Genomic DNA, 17,693 nt, shown 5'->3' on the forward strand with positions numbered 1-17,693 from the left:
GTTACCGCCGCCAAAAATGACCTTTAACACGAAATTTAAATTTTAGAGGAAATTAAAAAATTATCGGAGGTTGACGTGAAATGCAGTTAATAATCGAAAAAAGTTTTTCCGACATGAGCAGTAGGGCTGCCGGAATTATTGCCGGGGAAATAATAAAAAAGCCTGACCTGGTGCTGGGCCTGGCCACCGGCAGCACCCCTCTCGGCACTTACAGGGAACTTATAAGAATGCACAGGGAAGAAGGATTGGATTTTTCCGGGGTGGTGACTTTTAACCTGGACGAGTATTACGGCCTGTCTCCGGATAACCCCCAGAGCTACCACTATTACATGTACGAAAACTTCTTCAAGCATATAAACATAAAGCCCGAAAACATCCACATACCCGACGGCATGGCCGAAGACGTGGAAGCTCACTGCCGGAAGTACGATGAGGAAATAGCAAGGTACGGGGGCATAGATCTGCAGCTTCTCGGAATAGGGCGGAACGGGCATATAGGTTTTAATGAACCGGGGGATGAGCTTCTGACGGTTACCCATTTGACGGAATTGACCCAGGACACCATAAGGGCCAATTCGAGATTTTTCAATTCCATCGAAGAAGTGCCAAAAAAAGCCATTACCATGGGCCTTGGCACCATAATGCAGGCCAAAAAAATCCTGCTGCTGGCCAGCGGCGAAAACAAAGCAAGGATCATGGCGGAACTGCTGGGTGAAGAGGCGGTTTCCACGAAAGTCCCCGCGTCTTTCCTGCTGCTGCACCAGGATGTGACGGTGATAATTGATGAAGAGGCTGCAAAACTTTTGAAAAAAAGGCAGACAATATGAATGTCGTAAACTTTAAAAACGAGAAACCTTAACCGGAAAACCATAAAAATATAATAACTTGCGGGAGGAATCTTTGATGATAACGGCAATTAAAAACGCCCGGGTAATAACTCCCTATGAAATTCTGGAAAATCATGCGGTGATAATAGAAGATGGCAAAATTGCGGGCGTAGAAAAGAATAACGAATTGGAAGGAAGGAGTTTTGACAGGGTTATAGACGCCGGGGGAAATTACCTTTCTCCCGGCTTTATAGATATCCATAACCACGGCAATTCCGGCCATGATGTAATGGATTCCACTTTTGATGCTCTGGATTCAATGGCGCGCTTTCATGCAAAGCACGGCGTTACGGGGTTCCTTGCCACCACCATTACGTCATCCGTCGAAAATATAGAGAAAGCCATAAGAAACGTGGCGGATTATATGAGTTTTCAAGAACGGGGAAATAGCTGTACCGGGATCGAAGACAAAACTGGAACCGCTGGAGGAGAAACGGAAACAAAAAGCGGCCCGGCTCATAAAGGAAATTTGAAGGCCGGACTCCTGGGTATTTACCTGGAAGGTCCCTATTTTTCCATGGCCAGAAAGGGAGCTCAGCCCGCCGAATACATAAAAAATCCCTCGGTCGGAGAGGTGGAAAATTTTATCAAGATATCCCGAAACACCATAAGAATTGTGGCTCTTGCTCCGGAACTTCCGGGAGCGCCGGAGGTCATATTTTATCTCAAATCCAGGGGCATAACCGTATCCGCCGGCCATACCGACGCCGGCTTTGCCGAGGCGAAAAGAGGGATAGACTGCGGCATCACCCAGGCCACTCACATATTCAACGGCATGAGGGGTTTTTCCCACCGGGAACCGGGCGCGGCGGGAGCTTTTCTCACCGATGAAAGGGTGGCATGTGAGATGATCTGCGACGGCGTGCACCTTCACCCGGCGGCTATGAGGCTGGTGTCAGGGGCCAAAGGGAAAGACGGAATCATCCTTATTTCCGACGCCATGATGGCCTGCGGTCTTTCAGACGGAGAGTATGAACTGGGAGGGCAGAAGGTAATGGTGAAAAATGGACAGGCAAGGCTTGCCGACGGCACTCTGGCCGGTTCCACCCTGACTATGAATAAGGCCGTATACAACATGGTCCACATGGTGGGGGTTTCCCTCTGCGACGCCGTGCGTATGGCGACATTAAATCCCGCCAGGGCTTGCGGCCTTGCCCGTAAAAAGGGCAGCATAGAGGTGGGGAAAGATGCGGACCTTGTGATATTTGATGATAATGTAAATGTAATTGCGGTCATAATTGGCGGAAAATCCGGCTCAATTCCGATAGTGTAAAATTTTTATAGGTTAAAAATCAGGAAAACGGCGGACGTATGTAGAAAAAAGACCTCACCTCTTTTGAACAGGATGAGTTAAAAAACTCAACAGGAAGATGAGATCATATAAAACTAATTCAACCTGTATTACAAAAATTCTTGCTTGTCGCAGAAAAAGTAATTGAATTACTGGATGGCAAATACACCTATCCAAAATTTGAAATGGAACCGAAAAGATTGCTAAATGACCTGGGAAAAGAAATCTGCACAGAAATACTTCATGAACTTGCTTGCCCTCAAGAGAATTGGGTCCAAAACGCACAACATGATAAAATAACTCTTGAAGGGGAGCAAAGGAAGAATTTTTCTACTGAAGAAAAGCTCGCTATCTTATCCGAAGCTCAGAGCTCATGTACCACTAAAGTTGCTGTCTGTAGGAAGTACGACATATCAAAAACTACAATAGATTACTGGAGAAAAAAACTTTTGAATCCGAATGACAATAACTATGATGATGAAAAAGTAAATCTTAGAAAAGAAAATATTAGCTTTGTTCCATCATTGTTGAAAAAGATTTCATGAGCGAATACCAGTAAGGTCGCCTGAAAGAAACCCGAATATTGAAAGATTTCATAGAACCTTGAAAGAAGAATATGGTAACATAAATGATTTTGCAAGTTTTAGGTCATTTTTTAAAGGCCTGGATTAATTATATAAAATTTAACTTTTGCGAAAGATCTCGCTAATCCATAAATTTATGACTTTATTACACATTGCATTTTATGAAGCTTTTTAAAGAAATGCTGTGAATCGTGGCGTGTTGGTCGTTTAAGTCCAAATAATAGGGGGCCAGTACACTATACTATTAAATTTCCAATTTTTGGAAATGAAGATAGGGTTTTCTGTGGGTTTGAGGGCGATATTTTTCAATGAAAACGGACTTTAAGTTGCAAAAGTGGTGATTATATTTTACATCTCTGTAATAAATTAAAATAGCCTTTGCAAATAATGGTTTTGTCGTTGGGATCGACGTTACTGAAAAGAATTACTATGTAAGGATATAGCAAAGATGGCTGCTGGCGTCCAGTTTCAAAGAATAAAGAAAAAACAAGGTCTTAAACAAGTGACCATTATAAAAGGCTCCTGACTTGGTTTTTAAAGCAACATGGATATATAATAGTTCGAGCAAACCTGTTACATGTAAAGGAAAGAATGCAGATAACAGTCCGAAAAGAGTAATCAAAAGGACACATTAATCTCAATAACTCGTAAAAGAAGGGAAATTTTTAAACTGCTCCTCCCCGACAAAGAATTTCCGCCGAAACGGCTCCCATCTTCTTACCAAACAAGGTCGGCGGTTACATGCCGGCGAAACCTGAAAGCCCCAATATAGAACAAAATGGCAATCCGAATGCTGCGTTAATAGCTCTTTCAAAGGGATATGTGGTGGCATCGCCCGGTGTATGCGGTCGTACATTAAAGGACGAAAATGGGCTATATACCGGCAAGGCACCTGCCTGCAATGTGGACCTGAAGGCAGCAGTTCGATACCTCCGCTATAACGACAAGATTATGCCAGGTAGTGCTGAAAGGATCATTTCCAACGGCACTAGTGCGGGCGGAGCACTCTCCGCACTGCTTGGTGTAACTGGAAATAATATGGATTATGAATCTTATTTGGAGGTAATCGGTGCCGCTAGTGAGCGTGACGATATCTTTGCCGCCTCCTGCTATTGCCCCATTACAAGTCTAGATAACGCTGACATGGCATATGAGTGGCAGTTCAATGATATAAACGATTACAATTTCGGTGGGTGAAAGGGCACGTTAACGGAGGAACAGATTAGGGTTTCTAACCAACTAAAAGCTATGTTCCCCCAGTATCTGAATTGTCTAAGGCTTCAGAAGGCTGACGGGACTGTGTTAATATTAGACTTAAACGGCAACGGTACTTTTAGAGATTATGTCAAATCCTTTTTAATTTCATCGGCGCAAAAAGCCCTAAATAGAGGTGAAGTCCTACATAGTATGAGTTGGATAGCAATAAAAGATGGAACCGTAGCAGATGTCGACTTTGACAAATATGTCGCGTACGCCACCAGAATGAAGCCTGCTCCTGCTTTTGACGCTTTGGATTTAAGCAGCTGGGAGAATAACTTGTTCGGCACGTCGACTGTTGACAACCAACACTTTACTAAGTTCAGCAAGGATAATAGCACGAAAGACGGCTCCCTTGCTGAGGCGAAAAGAGTGAAGATGATGAACCCAATGAACTACATCGGTACCAAGGGGACCACAACCGCTCAGTACTGGCGGATTCGTCACGGCGCCCTTGATAGAGATACTTCTTTAGCCATTCCTATTATCCTAGCTACAAAGCTACAGAACGAAGGCTTCGACGTTGACTTCGAAATACCGTGGGGTATAGGACACGGTGGGGATTACGACCTAGATCAGCTCTTTGCCTGGGTTGACAATATAATAAGAAAAAACACATTGCGATAAGTCCAATAGATAAAAATAAAAAATAATCAAAATAGGGTAATGATATTGAACCCCCCAGTTACCACTGGGGGGTTCAATTATTGTGTGCCGCGTGCCAAGCAAAGCCGCAATTTGCTTGCCGGTGAAGTCCGGCACCGGTAGCCGCCAATGGGCCGGTTGGCTTCAGGGCTGGTTGTGTCAGAAATGATACGGTCAGAGCGCCCTGAATATGCAAGACTTCAGACCGTCATAAAGTGAACTCTGCAGCGCTGTTAGAAAACCCATATGGGAGAACAGAGGATGGCGAGCCTCTGGCGTACGGGCGAAGCCCATGGAATGTGTGAAAAACTTGGATGCAACACAGAGGAATCCTCCGGCGTAGGGGAGACGGTATGAAGTTACACTAGATTGCGGAACTGGGGAGGCCCTACCCTGCACGGGAAACCGTAAAGAGAAGCATATAAGCCAAAAGGGTGAAATTGCTATTCTGTAGGGAGGGAGTGTGAGGGGGAAGCAGAACCACAAGATTTCATGCACTATACGACAAACTTTGGAGAAAAGACATACTATGGAAAGCGTGGTTCAACGTAAAAGAGAATGCCGGAAGTGCCGGTATTGATGGCCAAACCATTGCCAAGATGAAGAAATAGGAGTAGAAACTGTACTAAACGAAATAGCCGAAAACCTAAAACAAAGAAAATACAGGCCTCAACCAGTAGTAAAAATACCCAAAGATAACGGCAAGAAAAGGCTACGTGGGATACCCATTGTAAAAAGATAGAATAGTTCAAGCAGCAGCGATAAGTGCCAAAGCCATAGCAGAAAAAGATAAAGCTGACCGGGAGCGCCTTATAGAGAAAGCCAAGAAATTGGTGGAGGAACCGGGTAAAATAAATCCCGGCATAAAACGGGGCGGCTGAAAATATCTCAAGAAAGATTCCAAAGAAGCAGAAGATATCCACTGGATTCATGATGAAGAAAAAATTCAATTAGATGAACAATATGACGGTTATTACGGTATACAAACCAGTGAAAAAAATATGAAACCTGAAGAAATTCTCGAAGCTTATCATACTCTGTGGAAGATAGAAGAATCATTCAGGATAATGAAAAGCACCCTGGAAGTAATACCAATTTTTCACTGGACTAAGACCAAAGTTATGCACATTCAACCACCAAATACTGTCATTACTGTAGAAGAATTCAACGAATGACCATAAAAAGGTGGGTGGTGGCAAACTTGCTTTTTTTAGGATAAGAATGCCCATTTTATGCGAGTTTCAGGATCTAAAGTGTCAAAGTCGTAGGGTGAGACTGTTAGGGATCCAACCGTTTTATAGCGCCTAATCCAGCAGGCCGTCCTTCAGGTGCTCACACCCATCTTTGACCTTGAATTCTCCGGTTCAAGCTACGGATTTAGACCCAACCGAAGGTTTTGCCTATCTTAAGATGCATTGTTTCATATGCTTTTTATTTTTATAAACAAAAAAATATAACATTCAGTATGAAGGAAATGAGATTAAAGTATAGAATTCTTAATATAAAATCAATAAATATTAATTAAAAAAATAACCTTCTATAAAGGTTATTAATTTTTCGAAAGGGAGATAATCATGGATAAGCTAAAAGGCAAGGTAGCTTTAATAGCGCCAAACTCCTACATTTCAGATTTAGCCCGTAAAATTTCAAAAGAATATGATAATATTTTAGATATTTATGAAGGCAATCTGGAAGAAGGAGTGAAGGCAGCTAAAAAGGCTCTGGCCAACGGCAGCGAGGTTATCATAAGCAGGGGCGGGACGGCCCTGATGATAGAAGAGGAGCTGAATATAACCGTTGTACCGATTACCTTTTCGGCGTACGACCTTGTGAGAACCCTGGCAAAAGCAAATTTCAACAAAAATTCAATCGGAATTATAGGTTACAAGAATTTAATTGGGGAAATAAACGGTATCGAAAATATGATGGGCTGCAGGATTTATTTTACCGAGATCAAGAACCACAAAGAAATAGAAGAAAAGATGTTGGAGCTCTACAAGCGATTTGGTATTCAGGTTTTTATCGGCGGAGAGGCGGTAGTAAAGGTAGCGGAGGACCTCGGCTTAAAAGGGATATTGATGGACTGCGGTGTAGAAACCATACGCCGGTCGATTGCCGAAGGGATACGCATTGCCAGGATTATGATGGAGAAGGCAGAAAAGAGCATGCAGTTTAGGGCAATTTCTGACTACAGCAATGAGGGAATAATTCTGCTGGATGAAAAGAACAGGGTAACGTATATCAATCCGGTGGGCCAGAAGATACTGATGAGCGGTTACGAGGAAATTATAGAAGTGGATATTAAAAAATTTATTGCAGGCTCAAAACTTATTGATGCTATCGAACAAAAAAAGCAGCTAACTGCGGAATATGACCAGATAAACAGTATAAAAGCCATTGTAAACTATATTCCCCTGTTTATGAACGGTGTGCAGGTCGGCAGCATAATTTCTATACATGATATTACAAGGATAGAGGAACTGGAAAGGAAGATAAGAAAGGAACAGTATGCCAAAGGGCTGACTGCAAAATACACATTTAATGACATATTGACGAACAATGAAAAGATGAAAAAGCTCATAAACACGGCAAAGAGGATCGCAAAGACCGAGAGCACCATATTGATAACTGGAGAATCAGGTACAGGTAAGGAGCTCATAGCTCAGAGCATCCATAATGAAAGTTTAAGAAAAAACGGCCCTTTTGTGGCGGTAAATTGCGCCTCTCTGCCTAGAAATTTGCTGGAGAGTGAGCTTTTCGGTTATGTGGACGGCGCGTTTACAGGTGCAAAAAAAGGCGGAAAACCCGGGCTTTTTGAACTGGCGCACATGGGGACCATTTTTCTGGATGAGGTAGCTGATATGCCTCTTGACCTGCAGGCGCATCTACTTAGGGTGATACAGGAGAAAGAGTTGACCAGAATCGGGGATGATAAGGTCATTCCTGTAAATATAAGGATTATCTCCGCCACAAACAAAGACCTGCAGCATTATGTTTCTGAGGGAAGGTTCAGGGAGGACTTGTATTATAGGTTAAACGTTTTAAACATTAAAATGCCGCCGCTGAGAGAGAGGCAGGATGATATACCGTTGCTGGTCAGCCACTTCAGCAAAGAGTACTGTGCGAAAAACAATCTGGGGATGAAAAAGTTTTCTCCAGACGCCATATCTGTACTGTGCAGTTATTTATGGCCGGGGAATATAAGGGAACTTCAAAATTTTGTGGAGCATCTAGTGCTGACCGTAGACTCCGACATCATTTGCGAAAACGATGTTTATGAGCTGCTGGGCATGAAGCTGCAAAGCCGCCAGGCCCTAGAAAGCTACATCATCCCGGGTATTAAGGTTTCGGGTGGAAAAAGCGAAGTGAGCAGCGAAGAGGGCACCGGCATATTGGATATGATAGAGAAGGAGAACATAATCAGGGTGCTAAAAGAGGTCAATGGGAACAGGAAAAAAGCCGCTCGGATTCTTGGGATAAGCACCACGACCTTGTGGAGAAAATTAAAACGGTTTAAAGACAGCAGTACATTTAATTCTGAAACAAAATTCAAGTGAATATTTCAAAGTGCAAAACAATAATTGCAAAAAGTAAATATTATGAATTTGCTATATATCAAAAGAGTCAATTAAGTTGCGCTTTTGTAGTGGCATTGTTTTTGCTATATATCGATGAGTGAAAACAGAAAAGAAAATCATACAAGCTACAGGCGATGGAGTTTTGATTATTTTTAAGTCAAAATATTATGTGGAGGTGAAGAAGTCGGAATCGTCATCATTAAACGACTATTAGAAAAATATAAGTAAGGTTTCGGAGGTGTTGAAATGAAATATAAGTATTCATCAGGTTCCATGGACAAAGCTGATGGCATATATTTTCAGAACATGACGGGAAAACAGGTTGAGGAAAGGCTAAAAGAAAATGACATAATCATCATACCTATCGGGAGCACTGAGTACCACGGCAAGGGTCAGTGCTATGGAGAAGATACTTTTTTGGTAACACGGATGGCGGAAATTGTGGCGCGGGAATGCAAATGCACGGTATCCCAGCCGATCTGGTTTGGTTCGCACCCGTGGTCTCAGCTGGGCATGCCCGGCACCATCGTCGTGCCTGAGGAGACTTTTGTAGACTACATCCGTGCCGTCATTGTGGGATACTGGAACGCTGGCTTCAGGAAACAGATATTGATAAACGGCCATGGTCAGGAGTACGTAATTCCCAATGCCATTCAGCAGTTCGGCAAGATTTATCAGGTGCCGGCGGTCATCTGCTTTGTAAACTGGCCAACAGTAATTGCGCCGTATCTGAAGGATAAGAAGCACGGAGGCCAGTTTGAAACACCCTTCAGGCATGCCGATGAGGTAGAGGCGTCTTATTCTCTGGCCTTATTCCCTGAGATGAACCATAAAGAGGATATGGAAGATAGCGTACCGATGGGCTTCATGCCGGAAGGCCATGTGGACAAGGGAGGAGACATCTACCAGTATCCCATTCCGGGTCATGGCCAGATAGGAATGGGCGGGCTGGAGGTGCTCGTGTACCCGCAGGGCGTCATAGGGAAGCCAACACTGGCAGATGCCAGCAAGGCTGAGGCTGGCCTGGAAAAGCTGATTGACTATCTCATAAAGCTGCACAATGATATCAGAGAAAAATTCCCGCCCGGGAAATTGCCTGATATAGAGCTTGTGACAGAGAGGGATAGGGAAACAATTGAAGCCCTGATAAAAGGGCCTTTCAACGGTGGAAAGAGTATTTATTCTTTGCGATATCCGGTTTGATTTGGGCAGGTGCCATGCAAAAAAAACAATTAGCGGGAGGTAGAATCATGGGAGAAAAAAAGGATGTATTATTTCAGGTGGTTGCAGACCGCAGGAGCATAAGAAACTACACCAGTGATAAAGTTTCGGAAGAAGACCTTCGTCTTATACTCGAAAGTGCAAGGCTGGCACCGTCCGGGGAGAATGCCCAGCCCTGGAGGTTCATCGTGGTAAGAGACGAAGAAGGTAAAAAATACCTGGCGCAGGTTTCCAAGAACGCCAGCGGGAGAAGGTTTACCGGAGAATTTTTGAGCAAGCAGATGCAGGAGAGGTTCAAAACCCTCCAGGACGAGGAGAAAAGACTGGCGGCTTTTAAAAAATTGACATCGGGGGATGTTTCCGGTTTTGTCAGCGAGTCTGATGTGATCCTGATAGTTATTGGGAAGAAAGATGTTTGGGATATGCCCTTTGACTGCTCGGCTGCCATAGAAAACATATTGCTCACCGTCACAAGCCTGGATTTGGGTGCGTGCTGGCTTGTGGCCCCCTGCATAGACATAAGGGACGAACTGAAAGTGAAGTCCTACTTTGACATCCCTGAAGAGTTTAAGGTTGTGAGCATCATTTCGATAGGGCGACCTTCCAGGATACCGAATGCTCGGCCCAGAATACCTCTGAATGAACTTGTCTTTAAAGAGAAATTCGGCAACCGCTATTATGCTGAATAATTCAGATAGGAGGTTTTGTGATATGGAGGAGATCAGCAAATTTAAAGATGAATTGATTTTCGAAGTGCAGAAGGAATTCTGGAACGAGCGTGGAAAAGGGGCGCGTTACAGGCTAACGCGGATAGGTGTTCCGTTCTTTGAAGAAAAGTTGGGCAAGGACCAGCTGAAAGATAAGGAAAGCATCAAAAAATGGCTGGTTGAAAACGGTTTTTGCGAAGAGATTGACTTTAAGGAAGAAGACGTATCTTTAAACATTTCCGTTAAGAACTGCTGCTTGAAAAATATCAGAGATTATTTTGCCGGTGCTAATATGAAGCCACTGGGATGCCCGGTTGCAAATATATTCATGTATTGTCTGGAACTCAACAGCGGTCTTGCACCGGAACTTTTGCCGATTGAAAGCGAAGGAGACTCCTGCAAGCTGAGCCTGGCTAAGATGGCTACTTCTGATGTCGTAACGAGGTGAGCTCCCTTGAAAAGCAAGGTAATGGGATTGGGTGAAGCGGTAAGAGAAATACCTGATGAGGGTGCCCATATAGCTGTAGGCGGATTTGCTATTACAAGAAATCCGATTGCCTTTGTAAATGAAATAATAAGGCAGAAAAAGAAAGAGCTGAATGTCTATCAAACCATAGCCGGTATGGATACGGACCTGCTGGTGGGTGCCGGAGCCGTAAGAAAACTTACTTACAGCGGGGGTTCACTGGATAGATTCGGCAGGCTGGAGAGGATAAATGAGGCCATTGATAGGGGAAGGCTTGATATTCGCGAATACAGCGGTTTGAGCCTGACACTGAGGTTTCTGGCAGGTTCGATGGGCATTCCGTTTATACCCACAAAATCGCTGCTTGGGACTGATATGCTGAGGGATTTGATTGCAAAAAAAGACGATTCCGTGAAAATCGAAACTTCGCCTTTTGATGGAGAAAAATACGTTTTTCTAAAATCTCTGCAGCCGGATATAGTAGTGATTCATGCTCAGTACGCAGACGAAAACGGAAATGTGGTGATCGAAGGGCCGGTGTGGGATGTAGAAATGGCCAAAGCCGCTAAAAAACTGTATGTCACCGTAGAAAAAATAGTTTCGACGGAATACATCAAGCAGCATCCTGAAAAAGTGGCGATACCCAGTGTCTACACCCATGCGGTCATAGAAGTACCTTTCGGGGCTTTCCCCACGGCGGTCTACAAGGTTTATGACTACGACAAAGATTTTTTGACCAGATATGCAAAAATAAACAAGAATGAAGAGGATTTTAATAACTACTTGGCAGAATATGTCTTCGGAACGAAAGACCACAACGAGTTTTTAGAGAAAATCGGAGGGCTTGCTAGATTGAATGGTATCAAGGCAGACCCTGTATTTGGATACAGAGTATGAGGTGAGATGAAATGGTCAAGGAGTATACCACCAATGAGTTGATGGCTGTTACGGCATCGAGATTGCTTAGAGATGGCGACAACGTGGTAGTGGGATTGGGGTTGCCGCAGATAGCTTCACTCCTTGCAAAGAGCACCCATGCTCCAAATCTCAACATAATATATGAGATAGGTGTGATAAATCCCGATGCGGTAGAAATGGGGGTCGGAATCGCGGACCCGAGACTGTGGTACAATTGCGAGCACTTTACCAGTTTTGTCGGTTCACTGGGTCAGGTACTGCAAAAAGGCATGGTGGATGTGGGCTTTCTTGGCGGCCTGCAGGTGGATAAATATGGGAATATTAACAGCACGCTTGTGAAAACCGATTCCGGCAGCAGGCACATCAACGGCAGCGGTGGGGCATCGGATATCGCGTGTTTTGCCAAGAGGCTGCTTATAATAATGAAGCACGACAAGAGAAAACTTGTGGAAAAGGTGGATTATATCACCAGTGTGGGATATTTGGAAGGGTTTGATTCTAGAAGCCAGCATGGAGTGCCTATGTGCGAGTATATAAAGATCATAACTAATCTATGCGTATTCAGCTTTAACGAAGAAAGAGTGCTGAAGATAGAGACACTGCATCCTGGAGTCTCCGTGCAGGAAGTCATCGAAAACACAGGAGTAAAAGTATTCTTACCTGATGGTATGGCAAGGACCAGTGAACCGAGCGATGAAGAGATTTACCTGCTGAGAAACCGCATCGATCCACTCAAAATGTATATTTAGTTTAGATAAAGATAGAAAGGATAAAGGGGTGTGATAAGAAAAGGCTTGAATTTCCAAAATTATTAAGGAGGTAGCTAGGGGATGAAAAGAAAAAGCGTCTTTGTCTTTGTTGTGCTGATGGTGTTCGTCCTCAGTATAGTTTTGACAGGATGCGGTGAACAACAGCAACAGCAGTCAGGAGAAAACAAAGGGGCAGCTGAGACAAAAACCAAATACCCTGAAAGGGCCATAAATGTGATTATAGGTTTTGCTCCGGGTGGGCCCACTGACCTGATCGGGCGCGGTATCCTACCAATACTACAGCAAGAACTGGGCGTGGGAATCGGGATTACGAACATGCCGGGTGCTGCCAGCGCAACCGCTGCATCCAACGTCTTGTCACAGCCTAAGGACGGCTACACTCTGTTCTTCGGGTCTGAAATCATGTCGATCTGGCAGACAATGGGTGTAATCGATCTTAACCCGACCAGGGACTTTATTCCCATAAAATTGGTAAGCCAGGCCATACCCGTGATTGCAGTGCCGCCAGATTCCAAATTCAACAAAGTGGAAGACTTTATTAAATTTGCCAAAGAAAACCCATCGAAATTGAGGATAGGTACAGCAGGTCCCGGCACAGTGCCTCACATTTCCGGGCTGCTCCTGGAAAAAGAACTCGGGAGCAAATTCACTTTCGTCCCGTATGATGGCGGTAGGCCTGCAGTAACAGCCGTCATGGGCGGGCAGGTGGACGCTACTATTGAAATGGTGCAGTCCATGGTTGAGGCATATAAAGGCAATAAGCTAAAGATTCTCGCCTCCTTTACAAACGAACCTATTTCAGGGCTGGAGACTATACCGGCCATAGGGAAAGTATATCCACAGATGAGCAAGTACCTGCCTTACGGTCCTTATTTCGGACTTTTTGCGGCGAAGGGCACACCGCAGGAGGTTATTGATGTATTGAAAGCGGGCATGGACAATGCAGTAAAAGATCCAAAATGGCTTGATTACTGCAAGAAGCTGTATCTGGTTCCAATAGATTACAGCGGAGAAGAAGCGATAAAATTCCTCAACGATTGGACTTCAAAATCGGCATGGATATTATACGATGCCGGCGGTGCTAAAAAATCGCCAGCTGAATTCGGCATTCCAAGGCCTCAGCAGTAAAAATTAAATTATAAAAATCCGCCCTCTAAGAGTTTAGAGGGCGGATGCATAGCATGAAGTAAGTATATTGTTCTAAATGTCTGTATAATGGGGTTAAATCCCTCGGCTTTAGCCGGAACCTTTAGGTCAACAAATTGAATTTGCCCATTTTTACCCACAATGACAGCAAGTTAGCAAAATTAACAGCTCAAACCTCCTGAAAAATGGTATGGTTTGGAAAATAAATGAATAGATAGTTATCATAGTCCAGTGTAAGATTTAAAATTGCGTTTTTTATGATAACTAAAAAATATAATAGTCTTCTTAATAAAGGATTAAGGAGGATAACGATGCTAAAAGTTGATAAAAACAAATGCACAGGAGATCAAGTATGCACCACAGTATGCTCCACAGGTGCCGCTCGTATGACAGATTCCGGAAAGGCAGAAATATCTCCCGATATGTGTGTAGAATGCTATGCCTGTATAAATGTATGCCCTCAGGAAGCCATATATGAAGTAATAGAAAAGAAAGATTAGGGGTGATTACAGTGGAGGATTCGAAGCTGATGAACGCAACATCGATTATTATAGTTGCTGCAGTCTGTTTGCTTACCTTCGGGGACATTGGGTATTTTGTGTTTACCCAGGGAATTCCGCTGCTGACGGTGGATTCGCCCATCATCTTTCCTTTTCTGATTTGCATGGTGTTGTTAATTTGCTTGATTTCTATTGCTGTTAGAGAAATAAGGATATGGACTGCCCGCAAAGGCTCAGATAAAGATGATGCAGAGATTATAAAGGACTTAAAGGCTGTTGTGATTTATTTTGTTGGAACAGTGGTTTACATCATGCTGTTGAAAAACTTGCATTTCATTCTGGGAACAATTATTTATATCTTTGCAGTGATGTTTTTACTCCATGAGTCGAATCGTTTTGTTGAAAGGGTTTACAAAATACTGATTCCGTGTTTGATTACAGTTCCAATTGTGTATTTTGTGTTTAACGGCATATTCGATGTAATACTACCGTAAATATTAAGAGGAGGAACTTTAATGAGCCTTTTATTACTGATTTACATGACGGTGGGAGCAATAATCGGTTTGATAATGGGAGCATTGCCGGGTTTGACGGTTACAATGACAATCGTTTTAGTGGTGTCGCTGACTTTTGGCTGGAACATGATTGATGCACTGGCGTTTATAATCGGGGCGTTTTGCGGCGGAGTTATGGGTGGGTCCATTTCTGCGATCACTTTGAACATTCCCGGGACTGCAGCAGCGGTGTCAACGATTTTTGACGGCTATCCTCTGAAGAAAAAAGGGGAAGCGGCCAACGCATTGGGTGTGGCGTTATTTGTAAGTTTGTTGGGTGGTTTGTTCGGTATAGTCTTTCTTGCGGTTTTTGGAGCACTGCTGGGAGACATTGCCCTGAAATTCGGAAGCCAGGAATATTTTCTTATAACCCTGTGGGGATTATCTTTGATAGCCGTTTTAAGTAAAGGTAATCTGTTGAAAGGAATTGCAGCCACATGTGTGGGTCTGATTATCGCCATGATCGGAATGGACCCCATCACAGGCCTTATGAGATTTACATTCGGATCCAAGCTGCTGAGCGGCGGCATCAATTATATAGTGGCAATGATAGGCCTATTTGGAATGAAGGAAGTTTTTACCCAGCTAAGTAGCAAGCAGACCTTTAAAATTGAAAATGAGCATTACAGAATAAAGGATCTGTTACCGAAATTTAAAATTATTAAAAAGACACTCGGATGTTTTACATGGTCAGCGCCGATTGGCGCAATTATAGGTCTACTTCCGGGGACGGGAGGAGATATTGGATCACTCGTTGCATACGGGTTTACAAAACAGCTTATAAAGAATCCCAGCAGGCCTTTTGGTGAGGGGGCATACGAAGGAGTGGCTGCCCCCGAAATCGCGAATGATGCGGCTATCGGCGGCGCGATTACAACCATGCTGACCCTGGGAATTCCTGGAGACTCCGTCACAGCAGTCATATTAGGGTCCTTTTATCTGCACGGCATTTTGCCGGGACCGACGTTTATGATGACTCAAAGAAACTACTTTTACTTGATTATAGGCTTTCTGCTTATAAGCGAGTTTATAGCTTATTTTCTCGGTATTCTGGGAAGCAATGTGATGCTGAAGATGCTGAATCTGCCCAAGTGGTATTTGATTCCGTTTATTTCGATTCTCTGTATCGTAGGCTCCTATGCTCTGCAAAACAATATATATGACGTGCTGTTTATGGTGATTTTCGGACTGGTTGGATATCTTTTTGAAAAGGCCGGATTTCCTGTGAGCCCGATTGTTCTAGCATTGATACTGGGGCCCATGATAGAGACCAATTTCAGAAAGGCCCTCATAAGCACCGGCAGCATGGGAAGTTTGCTTGCATCTTTTGTAACTCGTCCATTGAGCCTGGTTTTATTGATAATAATAATAGCTACTTTTGTAGCCCAGTCTATAATCTTGTCTAAAATGGAAAAGTTAAGTGCAAATGAATAAACAAGGGGGAGGATGTGGTTGGACAGAATTGTAAGAGTAAACATGAACACAAAAGAAATTGAGGTTACCAGCAATGAAAAATACAAACTTTTGGGCGGCAGGGCATTAACTTCCAGGATAGTATACGAAGAGGTAGATCCAACCTGCGACCCGCTGGGGGAATACAACAAACTGGTCATAGCTCCGGGTTTGCTGGCAGGCACTGCCGTATCAAGTGCCAGCAGACTGTCAGTGGGATGCAAAAGCCCCCTGACCAATGGCATAAAAGAAGCCAACTGCGGTGGGACTATAGGTGCTGCCCTGGCCAAAAATGACGTAAAAGCCATAGTATTAGAAGAGTTAGCCGGGGATGATAACTGCTATGTGCTGGAAATAGACGGTGAGAGTACAAGCTTGACGGTTAGAAATGAGTTAAGGTACCTGGGATGCTACGATACCGTTTCCAGGCTAAAAGAGATATACGGTAGAGACATATGCATACTTTGCATAGGGCCTGCCGGCGAAAGGCTGATGAGGGCAGCATCAATTGCTGCCACAGACCCAACTGGTGAACTCAAGTTTGCCGCAAGAGGAGGAGTTGGGGCTGTAATGGGCAGCAAAGGAATAAAAGCTGTGGTTGTCCGCGATAACCGCAGCAGACAGGTAGAGTACCACGCCAAAGATGAATTTATGGATGTTGCGAGGAAAATAAACAAAGAACTAATATCAGATCCAAAGACGGGCGACACGTATAAGAAGTACGGGACGGCGGGAATTGTAAATGCGGTAAATGCCATAGGGGCACTGCCCACAAAAAATTTCAGATACGGTTCCTTTGAATTTGCAGAGAGACTGAGCGGTGAAGTTATGTATGATACCATAATAAAGAGGGGCGGATGCGGCAAAACAGGAATTCCGTGCATGAACGGGTGCGTAATACAGTGCAGCAACGTGTATCCTGATTCGCACGGCAAAAAGATGGTATCGACACTTCAATACGAGACAATAGCGCTGATGGGTTCCAACTGCGGGTTTGACAACCTGGACTCTGTGGCAAGATTGAACTGGCAGTGCAATGACCTGGGCCTTGACACTATAGAAATGGGAGCTGTACTTGGTGTAGCAATAGATGCCGGGCTGGCCAAATTCGGCGATGAGGAGAGGTGCATGAGGTTGATGGAAGAAATAAGGGAAAATACCATCTTGGGAAGAGTGCTGGCAAATGGAGTTGAGGTTACAGGGAGAGTGCTCGGGACCAACAGGATTCCAGCAGCAAAAGGACAGGCTTTTCCGGGCTACGACCCAAGGGCGCTCAAGGGAAATGGAGTCACCTATGCCATGTCGCCCATGGGTGCTGATCATACAGCTGGCAATGCCTTTGGTTCAAGGAAGGAAGTAAATCCCTTGGGCCGCGAGAACCAGGGTGAATTATCAAACACGCTTCAGAAGCGAATAGCTACTCTGGACAGCCTGGGATTCTGCATATTTGCCCGTGGCCCGCTGTTCAAAGAACCTTCTAGTATGGCTGCATTGGTAAATAACTTTTTAGGTGTCAATCTCAGTGTCGACGATATATGGGAAATCGGGATAACTACTTTGAAGATCGAGAGAGAGTTTAATGTTAAGGCGGGTATCAGCCCGGCGCAAGATAAGCTGCCGGAGTTTTGCTACAGGGAACCGCTTGCACCTACAAATTCAGTTTTCGACCTGGGTGTTGAAGAAATGGAAAAGGCAATAGTATAAGGTCAGGGTGGAA

General features: G+C 44.1%; 17 protein-coding genes and 2 pseudogenes. All 19 read left to right on the top strand.

Going from position 1 to position 17,693, the window contains the following annotated elements; all coding sequences use genetic code 11:
* Nucleotides 1–80: 80 nt before the first annotated feature.
* The 19 genes and pseudogenes from nagB to ACKX14_RS04620 all read left to right on the top strand — a co-directional run bounded on the left by nagB (nt 81) and on the right by ACKX14_RS04620 (nt 17,680).
* Nucleotides 81–827 (top strand): glucosamine-6-phosphate deaminase, encoded by a 747-nt coding sequence (nagB, locus tag ACKX14_RS04535; protein WP_422445094.1) that lies wholly within the window; start codon nt 81–83, stop codon nt 825–827.
* A gap of 76 nt (nt 828–903) precedes the next feature.
* A complete protein-coding gene (gene nagA, locus ACKX14_RS04540) occupies nt 904–2,160 on the top strand; it encodes an N-acetylglucosamine-6-phosphate deacetylase (RefSeq protein ID WP_422445096.1) in 1,257 nt (418 codons plus the stop codon).
* A 107-nt stretch (nt 2,161–2,267) separates the two neighbouring features.
* Nucleotides 2,268–2,453 (top strand): annotated as a pseudogene (locus ACKX14_RS16540) (ISLre2-like element ISTxy1 family transposase); the annotation flags it as partial.
* A gap of 21 nt (nt 2,454–2,474) precedes the next feature.
* Nucleotides 2,475–2,723, top strand: a complete 249-nt coding sequence (locus ACKX14_RS16545; protein WP_479685978.1) for a transposase — start codon at nt 2,475–2,477, stop codon at nt 2,721–2,723.
* A 37-nt stretch (nt 2,724–2,760) separates the two neighbouring features.
* Nucleotides 2,761–2,850: a hypothetical protein gene (locus tag ACKX14_RS04550; RefSeq protein WP_422445161.1), complete on the top strand. Its 90-nt coding sequence runs from the start codon at nt 2,761–2,763 to the stop codon at nt 2,848–2,850.
* Nucleotides 2,851–3,503: 653 nt separating this feature from the next.
* Nucleotides 3,504–3,959 (top strand): hypothetical protein, encoded by a 456-nt coding sequence (locus ACKX14_RS04555; RefSeq protein WP_422445100.1) that lies wholly within the window; start codon nt 3,504–3,506, stop codon nt 3,957–3,959.
* A gap of 102 nt (nt 3,960–4,061) precedes the next feature.
* A complete protein-coding gene (locus tag ACKX14_RS04560; RefSeq protein ID WP_422445102.1) occupies nt 4,062–4,646 on the top strand; it encodes a hypothetical protein in 585 nt (194 codons plus the stop codon).
* Between the two features lie 797 nt (nt 4,647–5,443).
* Nucleotides 5,444–5,785, top strand: a pseudogene (locus tag ACKX14_RS04565) (IS1634 family transposase); the annotation flags it as partial.
* Nucleotides 5,786–6,238: 453 nt separating this feature from the next.
* Nucleotides 6,239–8,221: a sigma 54-interacting transcriptional regulator gene (locus ACKX14_RS04570; RefSeq protein WP_422445104.1), complete on the top strand. Its 1,983-nt coding sequence runs from the start codon at nt 6,239–6,241 to the stop codon at nt 8,219–8,221.
* Nucleotides 8,222–8,488: 267 nt separating this feature from the next.
* On the top strand, nt 8,489–9,445 hold the full coding sequence (gene iolN, locus ACKX14_RS04575) for a 3-dehydro-scyllo-inosose hydrolase (protein ID WP_422445106.1): 957 nt from the start codon (nt 8,489–8,491) through the stop codon (nt 9,443–9,445).
* A gap of 47 nt (nt 9,446–9,492) precedes the next feature.
* Nucleotides 9,493–10,152 carry a nitroreductase family protein gene (locus ACKX14_RS04580; protein WP_422445108.1) on the top strand — a complete coding sequence of 220 codons (660 nt, stop codon included), beginning with the start codon at nt 9,493–9,495 and terminating at the stop codon, nt 10,150–10,152.
* A 22-nt stretch (nt 10,153–10,174) separates the two neighbouring features.
* Nucleotides 10,175–10,618, top strand: a complete 444-nt coding sequence (locus ACKX14_RS04585; protein ID WP_422445109.1) for a hypothetical protein — start codon at nt 10,175–10,177, stop codon at nt 10,616–10,618.
* 6 nt (nt 10,619–10,624) lie between these two features.
* Nucleotides 10,625–11,533 (top strand): CoA transferase subunit A, encoded by a 909-nt coding sequence (locus ACKX14_RS04590; protein WP_422445111.1) that lies wholly within the window; start codon nt 10,625–10,627, stop codon nt 11,531–11,533.
* Between the two features lie 11 nt (nt 11,534–11,544).
* Complete coding sequence (locus tag ACKX14_RS04595; RefSeq protein ID WP_422445113.1) at nt 11,545–12,303, top strand: CoA-transferase subunit beta; 759 nt, start codon at nt 11,545–11,547, stop codon at nt 12,301–12,303.
* 81 nt (nt 12,304–12,384) lie between these two features.
* The gene (locus ACKX14_RS04600) at nt 12,385–13,452 is read left to right on the top strand and encodes a tripartite tricarboxylate transporter substrate binding protein (protein ID WP_422445115.1); all 1,068 of its coding nucleotides are present in this window, start codon (nt 12,385–12,387) and stop codon (nt 13,450–13,452) included.
* Nucleotides 13,453–13,781: 329 nt separating this feature from the next.
* Nucleotides 13,782–13,970: an ATP-binding protein gene (locus ACKX14_RS04605; RefSeq protein ID WP_422445117.1), complete on the top strand. Its 189-nt coding sequence runs from the start codon at nt 13,782–13,784 to the stop codon at nt 13,968–13,970.
* A gap of 11 nt (nt 13,971–13,981) precedes the next feature.
* Nucleotides 13,982–14,464, top strand: a complete 483-nt coding sequence (locus ACKX14_RS04610; protein WP_422445119.1) for a tripartite tricarboxylate transporter TctB family protein — start codon at nt 13,982–13,984, stop codon at nt 14,462–14,464.
* Between the two features lie 21 nt (nt 14,465–14,485).
* Nucleotides 14,486–15,958 (top strand): tripartite tricarboxylate transporter permease, encoded by a 1,473-nt coding sequence (locus ACKX14_RS04615; protein ID WP_422445121.1) that lies wholly within the window; start codon nt 14,486–14,488, stop codon nt 15,956–15,958.
* A gap of 18 nt (nt 15,959–15,976) precedes the next feature.
* A complete protein-coding gene (locus tag ACKX14_RS04620; protein WP_422445123.1) occupies nt 15,977–17,680 on the top strand; it encodes an aldehyde ferredoxin oxidoreductase family protein in 1,704 nt (567 codons plus the stop codon).
* Nucleotides 17,681–17,693: the final 13 nt, after the last annotated feature.

The sequence above is a fragment of the Thermorhabdus hydrogeniformans genome, from assembly GCF_049310025.1.
GTDB lineage: Bacteria > Bacillota > Thermosediminibacteria > Thermosediminibacterales > Tepidanaerobacteraceae > JBJYKD01.